This is a genomic window from Variovorax sp. Soil_C_12, assembly GCF_057657375.1.
Map to the genome: position 1 here is coordinate 59,579 of NZ_JBDGIO010000009.1, position 20,218 is coordinate 79,796.

Sequence of the window (20,218 nt, forward strand, 5' to 3'; positions counted from 1 at the left end):
ACGATGTCGCGCGCCGGTTTCTAGAATGTCTGCCCCACCCCAAGGCACTCATGACACAGGGCTCCATCCGGATACGCGGTGCGCGTCAGCACAATCTCCAGAATCTCGACCTCGACATCCGCACCGGCGAGATGACGGTGGTCACCGGCCCGAGCGGCTCGGGCAAGTCGAGCCTCGTGTTCGACACGCTCTATGCCGAGGGCCAGCGGCGCTACGTCGAGACCTTCTCGGCCTATGCGCGGCAGTTCCTCGACCGCATGGACAAGCCGGCCGTCGACAAGGTGGAGGGCGTGCCGCCCGCCATCGCGATCGACCAGACCAACCCGGTGCGCTCCTCGCGCTCGACCGTCGGCACGATGACCGAGCTCAACGACCACCTGAAGCTGCTGTACGCGCGCGCCGCGCAGCTCTTCGACCGCGAGACGGCGCTGCCGGTGCGGCACGATTCGCCGGATTCGATCTATGCCGAGCTGGTGGCCAGGGCCGCCGCCGTCGGCGATCCGCGCGTGGTGTTGACCTTTCCGGTCGAGCTGCCGGCCGGCACGAGTGCCGACGAGGTGGCGCAATGGCTGTCGGCCAGCGGCTTCACGCGGGTGCAGGGCGAGCGCGAGGTCGCCACGCCCACGGGGCCGCGCAAGGTGCTGGACGTGGTGGCGGACCGCTTCCGCATGGCCGGCGCCGAGCGCTCGCGCGTGATCGAGGCGATCGAGGTGGCGCTGAAGCGCGGCAGCGGGCGGCTGACCGTGCATGCCCTGTCCTCGGAGGAAGGCGGCGAGACTGAAGTGTGGAAGTTCTCCACCGGCCTGCACTGCCCCGAGAGCGATATCCGCTACGCGGACCCGATCCCCTCGATGTTCTCCTTCAACTCGGCCGTGGGCGCCTGCGAGACCTGCCGCGGCTTCGGCCGGGTGATCGGCGTGGACTTGGGCCTGGTGATCCCCAACGACAAGCTCACGCTGCGCGCCGGCGCCATCAAGACCATCCAGACGCCGGCCTGGAAGGAAGCGCAGGACGACCTGATGCGGCATGCCGAGGCGGCGGGCATTCCGCGCGACACGCCCTGGAACAAGCTCACGCCCGAGCAGCAGGCCTGGGTGATCGAGGGCTCGCCGCACTGGAACGGCAAGTGGAACCAGCAGTGGTATGGCGTGCGCCGCTTCTTCGGCTACCTGGAGAGCAAGGCCTACAAGATGCACATCCGCGTGCTCTTGTCCAAGTACCGCAGCTACACGCCCTGCCCGGCCTGCGGGGGAGCCCGGCTCAAGCTGGAGAGCCTGCTGTGGCGCATCGGCAGCAAGCAGGACGCGGATGCGGTGCTGGCGCCGGCGAAGCGCTTCATGCCGGTGGGGGTGAAGTGGTCGCGCGAGCAGCTGGAGGCGCTGCCGGGGCTGTGCTTGCATGACTTGATGCTGTTGCCGATCGAGCGATTGAGGCAGTTCTTCGATGGCATGGCTGCAACTCCCTCCCCCTTTGGGGGAGGGCAGGGGTGGGGGCAGGCGGGCGTTGCAAGCGCCGCGAGCCCCCACCCCAACCCGCCCCCAGAGGGGGAGGGAGGAAGACAAGGGGAGACCCAGGCCCTCAAGCTCCTCTTCGAGGAAATCACCACCCGCCTGCGCTACCTCCACGACGTGGGCATCGGCTACCTCACCCTCGACCGCCAGAGCCGCACCCTGAGCGGCGGCGAGGTGCAGCGCATCAACCTCACGACCGCGCTCGGCACTTCGCTGGTCAACACGCTGTTCGTGCTCGACGAGCCCAGCATCGGCCTGCATCCGCGCGACATGAACCGCATCACCGAGGCCATGCTGCGCCTGCGCGACGCCGGCAACACGCTGGTCGTGGTGGAGCACGACCCGGCCGTGATGCTGGCCGCCGACCGCGTGATCGACATGGGCCCGGGCCCCGGCGCACGCGGCGGGCAGATCGTGTTCGACGGCGACACCGCCGCGCTGCGCCATGCCGACACGCTGACCGGCCAGTACCTGGGCGGTCGCAAGCAGATCGGCATGGGCTTCAAGCGCATGGTGAGCGACAACACGGCGCGCCTCATTCTCGAAGGCGTGCGCGAGCACAACCTGCGCGACATCACGGTCGAGTTCCCGCTGGCGCGGCTGGTGTGCGTGACCGGCGTCAGCGGCTCGGGCAAGTCGACGCTGATCCAGGACGTGCTGGCCCCCGCGCTGATGCGCCACTTCGGCCGGTCCACCGAGTCACCCGGCGCGCACGACCGGCTGCTGGGTGCCGATCATCTGAGCGACGTGGTCTTCGTCGACCAGTCGCCGATCGGCAAGACGGCGCGCTCCAACCCCGCGAGCTACGTGGGCGCGTGGGACGCGATCCGCGAGATCTTCGCCACCGCGACGCTGTCGCGGCAGCGCGGCTACACCGCCTCGAAGTTCAGCTTCAACAGCGGCGACGGGCGCTGCCCGACCTGCGGCGGCTCGGGCTTCGAGCATGTGGAGATGCAGTTCCTCTCCGACGTCTACCTGCGCTGCCCCGATTGCGACGGCAAGCGCTACCGGCCCGAGATCCTGGAGGTGAAGGTCGAGCGCGGCGGACGCGGCCACAACGTGGCCGACATCCTCGAGCTCACTGTGGCCGAAGCCGCGGCGCTGTTCGCCGGCGACCGCGAGGTGCTGCGCGTGCTGCAGCCCATCGTCGACGTCGGTCTGGACTACGTGAAGCTGGGTCAGCCTGTGCCGACGCTCTCGGGCGGCGAGGCGCAGCGCCTCAAGCTGGCGGGCTTCCTGGCCGAGGCCGCGAAGAGCGGCAGCGCCAGCAAGCAACCGCTGGCGCGCAAGGGCACGCTGTTCCTGTTCGACGAGCCGACCACCGGCCTGCACTTCGACGACATCGCGCGCCTGATGCGCGCGCTGCGCAAGCTGCTCGATGCCGGCCACTCGCTGGTGGTGATCGAGCACAACCTCGACGTGATCCGTGCCAGCGACTGGCTGATCGATCTCGGCCCCGAAGGCGGCGAGGGCGGCGGCCAGGTGGTGGCGGTGGGCACGCCCGAGCAGGTGCGCGAGAACCGCGCCTCGCTGACCGGCGCCGCGCTGGTCGACTACGACCTGGCCATCGGCCCCGGCGCCTACAAGGTGGCGGAGCGCGCCGCGCGCTCGTATGCGGCGCGCGCGCTGCAGCAGCAGGCGCCCGGCCGCGATGCGATCCAGATCGTCCATGCGCGCGAGCACAACCTCAAGAACCTGTCGGTGGACATCCCGCGCGGCAAGTTCAGCGTGGTGACCGGCGTCAGCGGCTCGGGCAAGTCCACGCTGGCCTTCGACATCCTGTTCAACGAAGGGCAGCGGCGCTACCTCGAATCGCTCAATGCCTACGCGCGCAGCATCGTGCAGCCGGCCGGCCGGCCCGAGGTGGACGCTGTCTACGGCATCCCGCCCACGGTCGCGATCGAGCAGCGGCTGTCGCGCGGCGGGCGCAAGAGCACGGTGGGCACCACCACCGAGGTCTGGCACTTCCTGCGCCTGCTCTACGTCAAGCTGGGCATCCAGCACTGCATCCACGACGGCGCGGCGGTGCAGCCGCAGACGCCCGACAGCATCGCGGCGCAGCTGCTGAAGAATTTCCGCGGCCAGCAAATCGGCCTGCTGGCGCCGCTGGTGAGCAACCGCAAGGGCGTCTACACCGAGCTGGCCGACTGGGCGCGGCCGCGCGGCTTCACGCACCTGCGCGTGGATGGCGAATTCCTGCCGACCACCGGCTTCCCGCGCATCGACCGCTTCAAGGAGCACACCATCGAGCTGCCGGTGGCCAGCCTCGACGTGGAGCCGGCGAAGGAGGCCGAGCTGCGCGAGGCCCTGGCGCGCGCGCTGGAGCACGGCAAGGGCGTGGTGCATGTGCTGAGCGAGCTCACCGGCCTGCGCGGCGCCATGATGGCGGGCGTGGCCACCGCGGGCATCGGCCGCGTTCATGTGTTCTCCACGCTGCGCGCCTGCCCGGTGTGCAGCACCAGCTATGCCGAGCTGGACCCGCGGCTGTTCTCGTACAACAGCAAGCATGGCTGGTGCCCGGACTGTGTGGGCACCGGCGTCAAGCTCACGAAGGACCAGCGCAAGGTCTACGACGATTCGACGATGGCGGCGGACAACCGGGGGCGGGAGCAGACCTTCGCGGAGCCTGAAGTGGAGGACGTGGGCGATGTGGCGTGTCCCACGTGCCAGGGGATGCGGCTCAATCCGAAGGCGCGGGCTGTGTTGTTCGGCGGGGATGCCCGGGGGGATGCCCCGCACCCCGGCCCTCTCCCCGGAGGGGAGAGGGAGCCAAGCCCGGGTGCAGGCGCAGACCCCGCCTTGCTCACTCGCGCGGCCGCGGCGACGGATCCCGATTTGCTCCCTCTCCCGCCTGCGGGAGAGGGCTGGGGTGAGGGCGGCATCGCCATCACGCAGCTCGCGAGGATGAGCGTGACCGACATCCGCATCTGGTTCGACCACATCGCGCTCACCGGGCGCCAGGCCGAGATCGCACGCGACCTCGTTCCCGAAATCAGGAGCCGTCTCGAATTCCTCGAGGAAGTCGGCCTCGGCTACCTCACCCTCGACCGCGGCGCGCCCACGCTCTCCGGCGGCGAGGCCCAGCGCATCCGCCTCGCGGCGCAGCTGGGCAGCAACCTGCAGGGCGTGTGCTACGTGCTGGACGAGCCCACCATCGGCCTGCACGCGCGCGACAACCAGATCCTGCTGGACGCGCTGCACAAGCTGGGCGAGAAGGGCAACACGCTGGTGGTGGTGGAGCACGACGAGGACACCATCCGCCGCGCCGACCACATCATCGACATCGGGCCGAGCGCGGGCAAGCGCGGCGGGCGGCTCGTGGCGGAGGGCAGCGTGGCCGATCTGGAGGCCGCGCACGATTCGCAGACGGGGCGCTACCTGCGCGATGCCATCAAGCACCCCCTTCAGCCCAGGCGCACTGTCTTTCTCCCTCCCCTTCCGGGCGAGGGCGGGGGTGGGGGCACGGCCTCCGCTACGCAACCGCGCGTCAAAACGAGCGCCGCGCGCCCCCACCCCAACCCTCCCCCAGAGGGGGAGGGAGTCAACTACTTGCGCTGGCTGACCGTTCGCGGCGCCAACCTGCACAACCTGCAGGACGTCACCGTGACTCTGCCGCTGAACCGCCTGGTCGCCGTCACCGGCGTCAGCGGCTCCGGCAAATCCACCCTCGCGCGCGACGTGCTGCTTGCCAACGTCCACGCCATCGTCGTGCAGCGCATGACCAAGGCCGGCCGCGACGCCGACGCTGCCGGCAAGCGCCCCAAATGGACCGGCTGCGCCGCCGTCGAAGGCTACGAGCCCGTCGACCGTGTGCTCGAGGTCGACCAGACGCCCATCGGCAAGACGCCGCGCAGCTGCCCCGCCACCTACATCGGTTTCTGGGACACCATCCGCAAGCTCTTTGCCGACACGCTGGAAGCCAAGGCGCGGGGCTACGGCCCCGGCCGCTTCAGCTTCAACACCGGCGAAGGCCGCTGCCCGGGCTGCGAGGGCGCGGGCGTGCGCACCATCGAGATGAGCTTCCTGCCCGACGTCAAGGTGCCCTGCGAGGTCTGCCATGGCGCGCGCTTCAACCCCGAGACGCTGGCCGTGAGCTGGCGCGGCAAGAGCATCGGCGACGTGCTGCAGATGGAGGTGGACGAGGCGGTGGAGTTCTTCGCCTCCATGCCCAACATCAGCCATCCGCTGCAGCTGCTGAAGGACGTGGGCCTGGGCTACCTCACGCTGGGCCAGCCCTCGCCCACGCTCTCGGGCGGCGAGGCGCAGCGCATCAAGCTGGTGACCGAGCTCAGCAAGGTGCGCGACGACGTCACCCGCCGCGGCAACAAGGCGCCGCACACGCTCTATGTGCTCGACGAGCCGACGGTGGGCCTGCACATGGCCGATGTGGAGAAGCTGATCCATGTGCTGCACCGGCTGGTCAACGGCGGCCACAGCGTGGTGGTGATCGAGCACGACCTCGATGTCATCGCCGAGGCCGACTGGTTGATCGACCTCGGTCCCGAGGGCGGCGATGGCGGCGGCCGGGTGGTGGCGGCCGCGCCGCCGGAGGAAGTGGTGCGGCTGCGCACGCACACGGGGGTCGCGTTGGCGCCGGTGCTGGCGCGCGGCGTGCAGCGGCATGAAGTGGTGCAACTGCCGGTGCAGGCAGCGCCGGTGCCGATGCGACGCGAGGCGTGATGCACACCTTCTACAACGACCGCCACGCGCTGCACCACGGCAAGGTCGAGATGTTCCGCGGCGAGCTGGTGCCCTGCTTCGAGGTGCCGGCGCGTGCGGACTATGTGCTGGAGGAACTGAAGCGGCGCCGACTCGGTGCCATCGACACGCCCGCCGAGGTCGCCGAGGCCGCGCTGGCCCGCGTGCATGCGCCGCGCTACCTCGACTTCCTCGCCGGTGCGTGGGACGAATGGGTCGCCCTCGATCCGGCCAATGCGCAGCGCGACGCGCTGCCTTCCTACTGGCCGATCCGCAGCTTCCGCCATGACGTGCTGCCCGCGAGCTTTCCGGCGCGCATGGGCCTGTTCTCCTACGACGCCGGCACGCCGCTCACCGCCGGCACCTGGGCCGCAGCGCGAGCCGGTGCCGGCTGCGCGCTCGCGGCGGCCTCGCACGTGCTGCAGGGTGAGCGCGCCGCCTTCGCGCTGACGCGCCCGCCGGGCCACCATGCGGGCGCCGATTTCTTCGGCGGCTACTGCTTCCTCAACAACGCGGCCATCGCGGCGCAGGCGCTGCGCGACGCCGGCGTCGAGCGCGTGGCGGTGCTCGACATCGACTACCACCACGGCAACGGCACGCAGGCGATCTTCTACGGGCGCGCCGACGTGCAGTTCACCAGCATCCACGGCGACCCGCACACCGAATACCCCTACTACCTGGGCCACGCGGACGAGCAGGGTGTCGGCGCCGGGCTGGGCTTCAACCGCAACCTGCCGCTGGCGCGCGGCACCGGCTTCGCAGCGTGGCGCGAGGCGCTGCGTTCCGCCCTCGCCGGCATTGCCGCCTTCAAGCCCGGCGCACTGGTGGTCTCGCTGGGGCTCGACACCTTCGAGGGCGATCCGATCGCCGGCTTCAAGCTGGCCACGACCGACTACCTGCGCATCGGCGCGGACCTGGCGCGCGCCGGGCTGCCGACCGTGTTCGTCTTCGAGGGCGGCTATGCGGTGGCCGAGGTGGGCGTCAACGCGGTCAACGTGCTCGAGGGCTTCATGCAGCAGGCGGCCTGACGCTCCTGCGACAGGCCAGGGGTCGGCCCCGATTGCCCGAACCACGGCCTCGCGGCCAAATGGCGGGCCTTTCCCTTCTGTTCTGGAGCTGTCCCATGTTTCGCCGTTCCCTCCTGTGCGCCGCCCTCGGCCTGGCCGCTGCCGCCGCTGCGCATGCCCAGAGCTTCCCTGCCAAGCCGATCAAGCTCCTGGTCGCCTTCCCGGCCGGCGGCCCCACCGACATCACGATGCGCCAGCTGGCCGACAACGCCTCGAAGATCCTCGGCCAGCCGATCGTGGTCGAGAACAAGCCCGGCGCCGGCGGCACGCTGCCCGCGCAGGCGCTGCAGACCGCGCAGCCGGACGGCTACACCGTCGGGCAGACCCCGCTGGGCGTGTTCCGCCTGCCCTACACCACCAAGATCACCTGGGACCCGGTGAAGGACATCAGCTACGTGATCAACGTCACCGGCTATGCCTTCGGCATCGTGGTGCCGGCCGACAGTCCGTTCAAGACCTGGAAGGACTTCGTGGCCTATGCCAAGGCCAATCCCGGCAAGCTGACCTACGGCTCGACCGGCAACCTGACCACCCCCCACCTCACCACCGAACTGGTCGCGCAGAAGGCCGGCATCGAGCTGCAGCATGTGCCCTACAAGGGCAGCGCCGACCTGATGCTGGCGGTGCTCAGCGGCCAGCTGATGGCCGCGGCCGACAGCACCGGCTTCGCGCCGCAGGTGGAGGCCGGCAAGCTGCGCGTGCTCAACACCTGGGGCGAGAAGCGGCTGGGCAAGTTCCCGGATGCACCGACGCTGAAGGAGCTGGGCTACGACATCGTGCAGAGCTCGCCCTTCGGCATCGGCGTGCCCAAGGGCACGCCGCCGGAGGTGGTGAAGAAGCTGCACGACGCCTTCAAGCAGGCGATGGAAGAGCCCAGCTACGTGGCGGCGCTCGGACGCTACGACATGCTGCCCAACTACATGAGCACGGCCGACTACACGAAGTTCGCCCAGACCACCTTCACGCGCGAGAAGGCGCTCATCGAGAAGCTGGGGCTGGCCAAGCCGCAGTGAGCGCGGGCGGGGGCTGGGTTCGAAGCAACGATCCCAGCCGCTGCCGATGGCCCCCGCGATGCCCGGACCTATTCCTCGAATACGTCCGTGCCGAACACCTCGTAGTGCACCCTGGCCTCGTCGATCCCGAGCGCCTTGAGTGTCTCCACCTGCTGTCGCATGAAAGGCAGCGGGCCGCAGACGTAGTAGTCCGCATCCGGCTTGAGGACGGCATCCGAGACCTTGCGCAAGTCCACCATGCCCACATGATCGTGGTCGTAACCCTGCACGTCGCTCTCCAGCGGCGCGTCGTAGAACACGATGCTCGTCAGCTTCGGGTTCGTGTCCGCGGATGCCCTGACTCGATCCTTCATCGCGTGCACGCTTCCGTTGCGCGCTCCATGGACGAACACCACCTCGCGGTCGGTGGTCTTCAGCACGGCCTTCATGATGCTCACCAGCGGCGTGAGCCCGACGCCGCCGCTGACGAGCACCACCGGCGTCTTGGCCTTCATGTCGACATGAAAGTCACCGAAGGGCGGCGTGATCCTGACGATGTCCCCTTTCTTCACGAAGTCGTGCAGCAGGTTCGACACGTAGCCCGCCGTCTGCGCGTCGCCGTCGCTCTCGCGTTTCACGGAGATTCGATAGTTTCTTCCGTTCGGCGCGTCCGACAGGCTGTACTGGCGGACCTGCTGCAGACCCAGGCGCGGCACATCGACGACGATGCTGATGTACTGGCCCGGCTCGAAATCGGCGAGCGCCAGGCCGTCCTCCGGCTCGAGGAAGAAGGACGTGATCACGTCGCTTTCAACCCGCTTGTGGCGAACCACGAAGTTGCGCCAGCCTCGCCAGCCGCCCGGGCGTGCCGCTGCCTCGTCGTAGAGCGCGGCCTCGGCACCGATCATGAGGTCTGCCAGTGCCTGATAGGCCTGCGCCCAGGCGCCCAGGATGGTTTCGGTTGCCGCGTCGCCAAGCACCTCCTTGATGGCGCCCAGCAAGTGCTGCCCCACCACGGCGTATTGCTCGGGCAGCACATTCAGGCTCGCGTGTTTGTTCGTGATGCGAGCGACCGCGGGACCGAGCGCCTGCAGGTTGTCGATGTTCACCGCGTAGGCGAGCACCGCGGCGGCCAGCGCACGCTGCTGCTCGCCGCGCTCCTGATGGCGCATGTTGAACAGGTTCTTCAACTCGGGATGAGCCTCGAACAGGCGCTCGTAGAAGCGCTGGATGATGGTGAAGCCGTGTTCGGCAAGGACCGGCGCCGTGGCTTTGACTGTTGCAATGGTGGATGGCGTCAGCATCGATTTCTCCATCTCAGGTGCGAAGCCGTCCGGTATAGGACGCGCGAGCCGCCGCGTCAACACCGCGCAGGCAAGTCACTGTCCGCCGCGGCGAGAGCCACCTAGCCGAGCTCGAAGCTCGTGATACCGAAGACCCGCTGCAACTCACAGGCCGGCGCCGGGCCCGCGTACATGCGCGCGGTCTCGAAGACGCTGCGCAGCCCGCACGCCTGGGCCAGGGCGACCGCGGCGGCGTTGGGCATTGGCACGTCCAGGTACACCGTGTCGCCGTTCGGCACGGCGGCGCACAGCGCGGCGTACAACGCGTTCGCAATCCCGGGGGTGTCGGCCACCAGGGGGCCGATCTTGTGGCCCTCGCGGCAACGCCGGATCAGGCCCCATCCCGCGATCTTCCCTTCCGCGAGCCAGGCCAGGCCGGTGGCGTCCGGCATGGCGGTCCAGCAGCGCAGAAAAGCGTCGCGCGGTGCCGGGAAGACGCGACGGTCGTCGGCGCACAGCGCGGCGAAGTCCACGCTCGCGAGCGGCACGATCGGCGCGCCCGCGGCGGGCGTTGCGGCACCGGCCGTGCCGGCGAAGCGGACGTTGTTCCAGGCCAGCACGAAGCCGCTCTTGCGATAGTTGTCCTGCTGCGCGGGCACGCCATCGAGGCCCACGACCTGGTCCGACAGCCGCTCCATCCCCGCCGTCCAGAGGCGAAGCCCGATGCCGCGCCCGCGCCAGTCGGGCCGCACGATGTACAGACCGATGAAACCGAAGCGGCCGGCATAGGAGACGGCGGAGATGCAGCCCACCGCTTCGCCGCCGCATTCGGCGACCAGGAAGCCATCGGGATCGGCGGCGTGGAAGCAGGCGGCGTCGTGCAGGCCGGGGTTCCAGCCCTCGTCCGCGGCCCATTCGATCGCCATCGCGACTTCGTCGCGGCGCATGTTGCGGATGGTGCATTCCATGGGCGGCATTGTCGCGCCGCTTGCATTCGCCGCACCCGGCCCCAGCTCCCCGGAATGACCGCGCCGGAGTCCCCCATGAACGAATCGCTGCACATCGTCTGCCCCCATTGCCACACCACCAACCGCGTGCGCCAGGCGCAGCTGGGCAGCGCGCCCGATTGCGGCAGCTGCCACCGCCCGCTCTTCGGCGGCCGCTCGACCGCGCTGGACCAGGCGGCCTTCGAGCGTCACATCGGCCGCAACGAGATCCCGGTGCTGGTGGATTTCTGGGCACCCTGGTGCGGCCCGTGCCTGCAGATGGCGCCCGGCTTCGAGCAGGCAGCGGCGCAGCTCGAACCGCAGGTGCGGCTGGCCAAGGTCGATACCGAGGCCGTGCCGGCGCTGGCTTCGCGCTTCAACATCCGCAGCATCCCGACCCTGGCCCTGTTCCGTGGGGGCCGCGAGATCGCCCGCCAGGCCGGCGCGATGGGCACGGCCGATATCGTGCGCTGGACGCGGGCGCAGCTGGGCTGAGCCTTCTTCCGCGAACGCTCGCGCAGATCGCGCGAACGTGGCATGCGTCACACGGCGGACACGCCGCGCTTCGGAGGGCGATGTGACAATCCGGCAATCTTCCTGGAGGGGGTGCCTGCATGTTTGCTTCCATGCGTCGGATTGCACCGGCGAGTCGATCCCTGGCCGCGCTGGCCTGTCTGGTGCTCCTGACCGGCGGTGCTGCCGCGCAGGCGCCCGAAGCCCCGCCCGAGCCCGGCGAGCTCCCGGTCCACAAATGGGTGGTGCCGCCGCCCAGCTGGTCGCCCGAGGCTCATTTCACCAATCTCAAGGACGGCGCCACGCTCGAGTCGCCCTTCGTGGCGCGCTTCGGGCTGTCGATGCGCGGCATCGTGCCCGCCGGCCACAGCGCCGGCCATGCGGGGCATCACCACCTGCTGATCAACCAGCCGCTGCCGCTGGACTTCAGGAAGCCGCTGCCCTTCACCGAGCAGTACATCCATTTCGGCAAGGGCCAGATGGAGACGGTGGTCGACCTGCCGCCGGGCAGCTACTCGCTGCGCCTGGTGCTGGCCGACCAGGGCCACATTCCCTTCTTCGTCTACAGCAAGCCGCTGCGGCTCACGGTCAGCCGGCAGAACAAGGGCGTCGCCCCGGCCAGCCTGCTGGGCGAGTCGCGCATCGAAATGCTGAGCCCGGCCGATCGCACGACGGTGCAGCTGCCGCTGCGCATCCAGCTGCACGCGAGCGGCTACAACATCTCGCACGCCGCGCCCAGGCTGCCGGACACGGGGCATTTCCGCCTGACGCTGGAGCGGCCGGGGCAGAAGGCCGAAGTCATCGAGCTCGACGGCGGCCAGACCGAGCTCTGGCTCCGGCCGCCGAAGGGCAGCTACAGCGCCCGGGTCGAGCTGCTGAACAACGGCAACGGCGCGACGATGGCACGCGCCAGGCCGGTGGCCTTCACCGTGCCGTGAAAGCGCTCACACATCGGGCCGGATGTTCTGGTTGACGCTGAACAGGTTCGAGGGGTCGTACTTGTTCTTGAGCGCCACCAGCCGCGCGTAGTTCTCGCCGTACGCGGCATGCACGCGGTCCTGCTCTTCCTGCGTCAGGAAGTTCACGTACACGCCGCCGGTGGCGAAGGGCGTCGCCGCCTTGAAGAGCTCGCGCGCCCAGCCGACGCAGGCGGCGTCCCTGGCAGGGTCGGCCCAGCGGCCGTGCACGTTGACCACGAACTGTGCATCGCGATGGGTGTAGGCGGTGGCGGTGTGGGCCACCCGGCTCACGGCGCCGCCCAACTGCGCGAAGGCGATCTCCGTCTGCGGGTCGGGGATGCGCCGCGCGTGGTCGATGAAGACCTCGATCAGGCCATCGTCGAGCTGCCGGAAGTCATGGGACTTCCAGTAGTTGCGCATGCCCGGCGCCAGCAGCGGATCGAGCACGGTCTGCCAGGCCAGGAAGGGCGTGGGGCCGATCACGTCGGCAATCGGCCGGCCGACGGCCCGCAGCGGCTTCAGCAGGCGCTCGCCTTCGGCCTGCTCGCCGTAGTAGCACACGGCCAGGGCGAGGATCTCCTTGCCGTGCCACTCGGGCGGCAGGAAGGGCAGCGGCGGGGCCTGGCGCATCACGAACCAGCAGGCCAGCTCGTCCGGTGCCGCGGCAGCGAAGTCGCGGTAGAAACGCAGCACCTCGGGCGCCTCGTCCAGCGGATGGACGATGAGCCCCGACAGCACGTTCGGCCCCACCGGATGCAGGCGGAATTCGAAGGAGCTCACCACGCCGAAGTTGCCGCCGCCGCCGCGGATGGCCCAGAACAGATCCGGATTGCGGCTGTCGCTCGCTTCCAGCAGTTCGCCGGCGGCGGTCACCACATCGGCCGAGAGCAGGTTGTCGATGGTGAGGCCCAGCTTTCGGCTCAGCCAGCCGAAGCCGCCGCCCAGCGTGAGGCCGGCGACGCCGGTGGTGGAGTTGATGCCGAGCGAGGTGGCGAGGCCGAAGGCCTGCGCCTCGCGGTCGACGTCGGCCAGCGTCGCGCCGGGCTCGACGCGGGCGATGCGGCGCTCCGGATCCACGCGCACCGAGCGCATCGCCGACAGGTCGATCACCAAACCGCCGTCGCAGACCGCATTGCCCGCGATGTTGTGGCCGCCGCCGCGCACCGCCAGGACCAGATCGTGCGCGCTTGCGAAGCGAACCGCGCCGATCACGTCCGCCGCGCCCGCGCAGCGCACGATCAGGCCTGGGCGGCGGTCGATCATCGCGTTCCAGACGGCGCGGGCCTCGTCGTACTCGGGTGCTTCCGGCGTCAGCAGGCGGCCGCGCAGGGCGGCGCCGAAGTCCGCCAGCGCCGATTCGGCGATGTTGACGCTCGCACCCGCGCGCGACTTGAGTTGCAGGTCTGGCATGGAATCCTCCTTTTGCTTGCGACGCGCGCAGCAGGGCGGGCGTCGCACCGCCTCTTGCGACGTCCATGCAGACAGAGCCTTCCGTTGGCGAGGCGGGCCTTCGGCTCAGAATAGTTCGTGGTCCCGGGGCTGTCCAATGCCCGAAGGCATGGCGCCCGCCAGCCTCGGCTTCTCAGGCCCGGCGCGCCTGGAGGATGGCGGCCGCGACTTCGGCGAAGCCGGCGCCGCGCTCGCTCGGCGCCACGTAGCGCGGCAGATGCGACAGCGCGGCCTCGAAGCGGCGCACGTTGGCCACGCCGACGCTGTGGGCGAAGTGCTGGAACATCAGCGCGTCGTTGGTCGAGTCGCCCACGTAGGCCCAGCGCTGCGTCTCGTCGTCGAGCGAACGGGCCCAGAGCTCGCGCACGATCCAGCGGGCGCCCTCCAGCTTGTTGTGATCGCCCCACCAGCCGTTGATGTGGATGCTGCTGACGGTGGCGTGCATGCCCTCGCTGCGCATCAGGTCCGCCACCTGCGCGATGGTCGCATCGCCGAGCTGCGTGAACTCGCTGTGGTCGATGGCGATGTCGCATTCCCGCCCGGCCGAGTCGGTGGCGCGCCGGGCCGTGGGGATCTCGCGCTCGATGCGCGCGAGCACGGCCTGCATGCGCTCGAAGTTGCGCGCGCGCGTGGCGGCATCCTGCTGGTAGCGCTTCTCGATCCGGCCCTCGGCCGTGCGCACCAGCGCGACGGCGCCGTTCTCCGCCACGATCGCATCGACCGGCCAGACGCCCGCGAAAGGCTCGCTCCAGCCGACCGGCCGGCCGGTGATGGCGACCAGGTTCAAGCCTGCCGCGTGGAGCGCGTCCATGGCCTGGAGTGCATCGGGCGTGATGGCGCCCTCGGTGGTCAGCGTGTCGTCGATGTCGGTGAACACGCCGATGAGCGCGCTGCGCGCGGCCGCGTCCCACCGGGTCAACGGCAACAGGTGCTGGGGCGAGGCGGGCGGGAGCTGCGGCGTCATGGCAAGGAATCCTCGAGGAGTCGCGATCCTACCGGCGCTTTCGTGTAGCATCCCGCCCCCGCCGCGCTATCGAGCCCGGTGCGGCGCCCTTCCATGCCCCACATCCTCGTCGACCAGCTCCGCAAGACCTACCGCATTTCCGAGCGCGACCCCGGCGTGATGGGCGCGCTGCGGCGCCACTACGCTTCGACGGGCAGTTGAGCCTGCGTCAGCCGGCGCTCTGCAACGCCAGCCCTGCGTGCTCCCGCAGCGGATGGAAGTGGATCTTCGGAAAGCGCTCCTGCGCCAGCCGCACGTCGTACGGGGAGGTGCACAGGAAGGCCAGCGTGTCGGCCGCGTCCTTGGCCATGCGCGCCGGGTAGGCGTTGACGAACTCGCGCAGCTCGGCTGGGGTGTCGGCCGTGATCCAGCGCGCGCCCGTGTACTGGCAGCCCTCGAGCCGCACGTCGGCGTCGTATTCGGCCTTCAGGCGGTGCTGCACCACTTCGAACTGCAGCTGGCCGACGGCGCCCAGCAGCATCGGGCCGCCGACCTCGGGGCGAAACACCTGGATGGCGCCTTCCTCTCCGAGCTGGGCCAGGCCTTGCTGCAGCTGCTTGGTGCGCAGCGGGTTCTTCAGGATCACGGTCATGAAGAGCTCGGGCGCGAAGAAGGGCAGGCCGGTGAATTGCAGGCTCGCGCCGTCGGTGATGGTGTCGCCCAGCTGCACGCCGCCATGCGTGGTGAAGCCCACGATGTCGCCCGCGTAGGCTTCTTCGACCGCCTCGCGCCGCTGGCTCATGAAGGTCACGACGCTGGTGGGCCGCAGTTCCTTCGCCGTGCGCTGCACCTTGAGCTTCATGCCCGGCGTGTACTTGCCCGAGGCCATGCGCACGAAGGCGATGCGGTCGCGGTGGTTGGCGTCCATGTTGGCCTGCACCTTGAAGACCACGCCCGCGAAATCCTTGTCCTCGGGCCGGATTTCCTTCACCACCGGCTGGCGGTTGACCACGGTGGTGCTGATGCGCGAGCGCGGCGAGGGCGCCAGGTCGACCAGGGCGTCGAGCACTTCCATCACGCCGAAGTTGTTCACGCCGGAGCCGAAGAACACGGGCGTCTGCTTGCCTGCCAGGAAGGCCTCGCGGTCCCAGGTGGGCGAGGCGCCGGTGGCCAGCTCCATGCTTTCCATGGCGCTCTCGAAGTCGGTGCCGAAGCGTTGGGTCAGCGTCTCGCGCTCGGTCAGCGCGATGGTCTCGAAGTCCTGCGGCAGGCGCTCGCTGCCCGACTCGAACACCGTCATGGCCTGCGTGCGCAGGTTCATGATCCCGCGGAAGGTCTTGCCCTGGCCCACGGGCCAGGTCATCGGCACGCAGGGCATGCCGAGCTCGCGCTCCACCTCGTCGAGGATGTCGAGCGGCTCGCGCACCTCGCGGTCCATCTTGTTGACGAAGGTGATGATGGGCGTGTCGCGCTGGCGGCAGACCTCGATCAGCCGCCGCGTCTGCGCCTCCACGCCGTTGGCCGCGTCGATCACCATCAGGGCGGAGTCGACCGCGGTGAGCACGCGGTAGGTGTCCTCGGAGAAGTCCTTGTGGCCGGGCGTGTCGAGCAGGTTGATCACATGCTCGCGGTAGACCATCTGCATCACCGAGCTGGCTACCGAGATGCCGCGCTGCTTCTCGATCTCCATCCAGTCGGAAGTGGCATGGCGCGAGGCCTTGCGCGCCTTCACCGAGCCGGCGATCTGGATCGCGCCGGAGAAGAGCAGCAGCTTCTCGGTCAGCGTGGTCTTGCCGGCGTCGGGGTGGGAGATGATCGCGAAGGTGCGGCGGCGGCGGGTTTCGGAGGCGAAGGACATGGGGAGGCGGGAATCCAAAGCGGCCGCAGAAGCCGGCCGAACCCGCAATTATCGATGCCGGTGGCGTTCGGGCGCCGCTCGGGTAAAATCCGCCGCTTCCGAGGAGCGTTGCAGCGCCGCCAGGCGTGAGGCTCGGATCCCATCGCAACCACGCTCAACCGCTGTTCTCGCGGTGAGTTCTTCCCCCGACCGCAGCGGCATCATTCAAACTTGTTTGGAGCCAACATGAGCGCTGTTCTCAAATCCACCGCCGACCAGGCGATCGCCGACCTGTCCCTTGCCGCCTGGGGCCGCAAGGAAATCAAGATTGCCGAAACCGAGATGCCCGGCCTGATGGCCATCCGCGACGAGTTCGCCAAGAGCCAGCCGCTGAAGGGCGCGCGCATCACCGGCTCGCTGCACATGACGATCCAGACCGCGGTGCTGATCGAGACGCTGCAGGCCCTGGGCGCGACCGTGCGCTGGGCTTCGTGCAACATCTTCTCCACCCAGGACCACGCAGCCGCGGCCATCGCGGCCGCCGGCACGCCGGTGTTCGCGATCAAGGGCGAATCGCTGGAAGACTACTGGGACTACACCCACCGCATCTTCGACTTCGGCCCCAAGGGCGCGGCCGGCGAAGGCCCGAACATGATCCTGGACGACGGCGGCGATGCCACGCTGCTGATGCACCTGGGCCAGAAGGCCGAGAAGGACCAGGGCGTGCTGGCCAACCCGACCAGCGACGAGGAACGCATCCTCTACGCCGCGATCAAGGCCAAGCTGGCCGTCGACGCGACCTGGTACACCCGCAAGTCGGCCGAGATCATCGGCGTGACCGAGGAGACCACCACCGGCGTGCACCGCCTCAACGAGATGAGCGCCAAGGGCACGCTGCTGTTCCGCGCGATCAACGTGAACGACTCGGTGACCAAGAGCAAGTTCGACAACCTCTACGGCTGCCGCGAGTCGCTGGTGGACGGCATCAAGCGCGCCACCGACGTGATGATCGCCGGCAAGGTGGCGCTGGTGGCCGGCTACGGCGACGTGGGCAAGGGCTCGGCCCAGGCCCTGCGCGCGCTGAGCGCCCAGGTGTGGGTGACCGAGATCGACCCGATCAACGCGCTGCAGGCCGCGATGGAAGGCTACCGCGTCGTGACCATGGAGTACGCAGCCGACAAGGCCGACATCTTCGTCACCACCACCGGCAACAAGGACGTCATCACGCACGCCCACATGGCCGCGATGAAGAACCAGGCGATCGTCTGCAACATCGGCCACTTCGACAACGAGATCGAGGTCGCCTCGCTCGAGAAGTACGAGTGGGAAGAGATCAAGCCGCAGGTCGACCACGTGATCTTCCCGGACGGCAAGCGCATCATCCTCTTGGCCAAGGGCCGGCTGGTGAACCTGGGTTGCGGCACGGGCCATCCGAGCTACGTGATGAGCTCCTCCTTCGCCAACCAGACCATCGCCCAGATCGAGCTCTTCACCAAGCCCGACGCCTACCAGGCCGGCAAGGTCTACGTGCTGCCCAAGCACCTGGACGAGAAGGTCGCGCGCCTGCAGCTGTCCAAGCTCGGCGCCCAGCTCACGGTGCTGACGGATGCGCAGGCCGCCTACATCGGCGTGGACAAGAACGGTCCGTACAAGCCGGACACCTACCGCTACTGATCGGGAGCCGCGCCGCATCGTGCGCGCCGACCAGTTGCTCGTCGAACGCGGCCTGGCGGCCTCGCGCTCGCAGGCCGTGCGTCTGATCGCGGGCGGCCTGCGCTGGCGCGATGGCACCAGCTGGCGCACGGTGGCCAAGAACGCCGAGGACCTGCCCGTGAATGCCGAGCTGCAACTGCTCGACGCGGCCGAGGCGCGCTATGTGTCGCGCGGCGGGCTCAAGCTCGAGGGCGCGCTGGCCGCGGCGGGCATCGATGCGCGCGGCAGGCGTTGCCTCGATGTCGGCCAGTCGACCGGCGGCTTCACCGATTGCCTGCTGCAGCAGGGCGCTGCGCATGTGGTGGGTGTCGATGTCGGGCATGGCCAGTTGCATGCGCGGCTGCGCGGCGATGCGCGCGTCACGGCGGTCGAGGGCGTCAACGCACGCGCGCTCGATGCCTCGGCGTGGGCCGCGGCAGCGCCGGCAGACGCGCAGTTCGACCTGATCGTCGGCGACCTGTCCTTCATCTCGCTCACGCTGGTGCTGCCGGCCCTGCTACCCTTGCTCGCCACGACGGGCGAACTTCTGATGCTGGTCAAGCCTCAATTCGAACTGCAGCCGGCACAGATCGGCAAGGGCGGCATCGTGCGCGATGCCTCGCTCTATCCGGTGGTCGAGCAGCGCCTGCGCACGGCCTGCGACGCGCTCGGCCTGCAGGTGCGGGGCTGGTTCGACAGTCCCATCGCGGGTGGCGACGGCAACCGCGAATTCTTCATTCATGCCGCTCTCGCGAGCGGCCCACCAGGAGCCGGCCGTGCGCCTTCCGTTGAGCTTTGAGTTCTTTCCACCCAAGACGCCCGAAGGCGCGGCCAAGCTGCGCGCCGTGCGCCAGCAGCTCTATGCGCGCCAGCCCGAGTTCTGCTCGGTGACCTATGGCGCCGGCGGCTCCACGCACGATGGCACCTTCGGCACGGTGCGCCAAATCTTGGAAGAGGGCGTCGACGCGGCTTGCCACTTCTCCTGCATTGGCGCGACCCGCGCCACGGTGCGCGAGCAGCTGAAAGAGCTGAAGGCGATGGGCGTCAAGCGGCTTGTGGCGCTGCGCGGCGACCTGCCCAGCGGCTACGGCATGGGCGGCGAATTTCACTACGCGAGCGACCTGGTCGCCTTCATTCGCGAAGAGACCGGCCGGGACTTCCACATCGAGGTCGCCTGCTATCCCGAGGTGCATCCGCAGGCGCGCTCGCCCGAGGCCGACCTGCAGGCTTTCGCGGCCAAGGTGCACGCCGGCGCCGACTCGGCGATCACGCAGTACTTCTTCAGCCCCGAGGCCTATTTCCGCTTCGTCGAGGAGGCCCGCAGGCTGGGGCTCGACACGCCGATCGTGCCGGGCATCATGCCGATCACCAGCTCCACGCAGCTGATGCGCTTCTCGGATGCCTGCGGTGCCGAGATCCCGCGCTGGATCCGGCTGCGGCTGCAGGGATTCGGCGACGACACGGCATCGATCAAGGCCTTCGGCCTCGATGTGGTGACCGAGCTCTGCGCACGCCTGGCCAGCGGCGGCGCGCCAGCGCTGCACTTCTACACCATGAACCAGTCGGTGGCGACGCTCGCGTTGCTGGAGCGGCTGGGCTGGGAAGGATGAGGGGGGCCTGGCTCGCCAAAGGGCTCGCGCTGGTTCTGGCGGCCTCCGCGCTGGCCGCCTGCACCACCCCGCCAGCGCCGTCACCTTCGACCGGCGAAAGCGGGACCGGCCTGCGCCCGCTGGCACGCCAGCTCGTGCTGCCGCCCGGCGCACCGCCGCGCTCCCAGGTGCCATCGGTGCTCTACGACCTCGCGGGGTCGGGCACGTCGGAGGACGACGGCGTGCCGGGCGATACAGGGCCGCGCGAGATCTTCGAGCGCGGCGGCGCCTCCTGGTACGGCATTCAGTTTCACCAGCGCAAGACCGCCAACGGCGAGCGCTTCGACATGACCGAAATGACCGCCGCCCACAAGACGCTGCCCTTCAACACTCGCGTCTGCGTGCGCAGCCTGGTCAACGGGCGCGAGGTGCTGGTGCGCATCAACGACCGCGGGCCCTACTCGGCCGGGCGCATCATCGACCTCAGCCGCGCCGCGGCGGATGCGCTGGGCATGCTGGGGATGGGGATCAAGCAGGTGGCGCTGTCGATCGCGGACAAGAACACGACGCGCTGCGGCGACACGGTGATCGACCCTGCCGTGATCGATGCGCCGCCGCCGGAGGCCGTGGCCGCGAAGCCGGCCAGGAACTCCGCGCCCCGGCGTACCCGCGAGGTGCCGCCGCGCCTGCGGCGCTGAA

14 protein-coding genes and 1 riboswitch are annotated in these 20,218 nt (G+C 69.4%); of the genes, 9 read left to right on the top strand and 5 right to left on the bottom strand.

All coding sequences use genetic code 11. The features are described from left to right. The first annotated feature begins 50 nt into the window (after positions 1-50). The 3 genes from uvrA (at position 51) to AC3A6X_RS23055 (ending at position 8,289) form a co-directional block, all read left to right on the top strand. Complete coding sequence (gene uvrA / locus AC3A6X_RS23045; protein WP_487844391.1) at positions 51-6,191, top strand: excinuclease ABC subunit UvrA; 6,141 nt, start codon at positions 51-53, stop codon at positions 6,189-6,191. After that, a complete protein-coding gene (locus tag AC3A6X_RS23050; RefSeq protein WP_487844392.1) occupies positions 6,191-7,237 on the top strand; it encodes a histone deacetylase family protein in 1,047 nt (348 codons plus the stop codon). The genes uvrA and AC3A6X_RS23050 overlap by 1 nt, the downstream gene beginning before the upstream one ends. A gap of 95 nt (positions 7,238-7,332) precedes the next feature. Then, positions 7,333-8,289, top strand: coding sequence for a tripartite tricarboxylate transporter substrate binding protein (locus AC3A6X_RS23055; RefSeq protein WP_487844393.1), 957 nt, complete (start codon positions 7,333-7,335; stop codon positions 8,287-8,289). Positions 8,290-8,357: 68 nt separating this feature from the next. On the opposite strand, the gene hmpA is transcribed toward AC3A6X_RS23055, so the two are convergent. Continuing rightward, on the bottom strand, positions 8,358-9,572 hold the full coding sequence (gene hmpA / locus AC3A6X_RS23060) for an NO-inducible flavohemoprotein (protein ID WP_487844394.1): 1,215 nt from the start codon (positions 9,570-9,572) through the stop codon (positions 8,358-8,360). Between the two features lie 101 nt (positions 9,573-9,673). After that, entirely contained in the window at positions 9,674-10,519 is an 846-nt protein-coding gene (locus AC3A6X_RS23065) for a GNAT family N-acetyltransferase (RefSeq protein ID WP_487844395.1), read from the bottom strand. Between the two features lie 75 nt (positions 10,520-10,594). On the opposite strand from AC3A6X_RS23065, the gene trxC reads away from it, so the two are divergent. Together trxC and AC3A6X_RS23075 are read left to right on the top strand one after the other, a co-directional pair. Beyond that, a complete protein-coding gene (gene trxC / locus AC3A6X_RS23070) occupies positions 10,595-11,032 on the top strand; it encodes a thioredoxin TrxC (RefSeq protein ID WP_487844396.1) in 438 nt (145 codons plus the stop codon). Between the two features lie 119 nt (positions 11,033-11,151). Further along, complete coding sequence (locus AC3A6X_RS23075) at positions 11,152-11,988, top strand: DUF4399 domain-containing protein (RefSeq protein ID WP_487844397.1); 837 nt, start codon at positions 11,152-11,154, stop codon at positions 11,986-11,988. 6 nt (positions 11,989-11,994) lie between these two features. Here AC3A6X_RS23075 and AC3A6X_RS23080 read toward each other — a convergent pair whose 3' ends face one another. From AC3A6X_RS23080 to AC3A6X_RS23090, 3 genes are all read right to left on the bottom strand, one after another. Then, positions 11,995-13,419, bottom strand: a complete 1,425-nt coding sequence (locus AC3A6X_RS23080) for an FAD-binding oxidoreductase (protein ID WP_487844398.1) — start codon at positions 13,417-13,419, stop codon at positions 11,995-11,997. Positions 13,420-13,591: 172 nt separating this feature from the next. Further along, positions 13,592-14,422: an HAD-IIB family hydrolase gene (locus AC3A6X_RS23085; RefSeq protein ID WP_487844399.1), complete on the bottom strand. Its 831-nt coding sequence runs from the start codon at positions 14,420-14,422 to the stop codon at positions 13,592-13,594. A 208-nt stretch (positions 14,423-14,630) separates the two neighbouring features. Next, a complete protein-coding gene (locus AC3A6X_RS23090) occupies positions 14,631-16,259 on the bottom strand; it encodes a peptide chain release factor 3 (protein WP_487844400.1) in 1,629 nt (542 codons plus the stop codon). A 95-nt stretch (positions 16,260-16,354) separates the two neighbouring features. After that, positions 16,355-16,422, top strand: a riboswitch (S-adenosyl-L-homocysteine riboswitch). Positions 16,423-16,484: 62 nt separating this feature from the next. Between AC3A6X_RS23090 and ahcY the strand changes: the two genes are divergently transcribed. The 4 genes from ahcY to AC3A6X_RS23110 are packed head-to-tail and all read left to right on the top strand — an operon-like array spanning position 16,485 to position 20,217. Beyond that, positions 16,485-17,912 (top strand): adenosylhomocysteinase, encoded by a 1,428-nt coding sequence (gene ahcY / locus AC3A6X_RS23095; RefSeq protein WP_309967725.1) that lies wholly within the window; start codon positions 16,485-16,487, stop codon positions 17,910-17,912. A gap of 19 nt (positions 17,913-17,931) precedes the next feature. After that, positions 17,932-18,729 carry a TlyA family RNA methyltransferase gene (locus AC3A6X_RS23100; RefSeq protein ID WP_487844401.1) on the top strand — a complete coding sequence of 266 codons (798 nt, stop codon included), beginning with the start codon at positions 17,932-17,934 and terminating at the stop codon, positions 18,727-18,729. Next, a complete protein-coding gene (gene metF, locus AC3A6X_RS23105) occupies positions 18,707-19,540 on the top strand; it encodes a methylenetetrahydrofolate reductase [NAD(P)H] (RefSeq protein WP_487844402.1) in 834 nt (277 codons plus the stop codon). The genes AC3A6X_RS23100 and metF overlap by 23 nt, the downstream gene beginning before the upstream one ends. Further along, positions 19,537-20,217: a septal ring lytic transglycosylase RlpA family protein gene (locus tag AC3A6X_RS23110; RefSeq protein ID WP_487844403.1), complete on the top strand. Its 681-nt coding sequence runs from the start codon at positions 19,537-19,539 to the stop codon at positions 20,215-20,217. The genes metF and AC3A6X_RS23110 overlap by 4 nt, the downstream gene beginning before the upstream one ends. Position 20,218 lies beyond the last annotated feature (1 nt).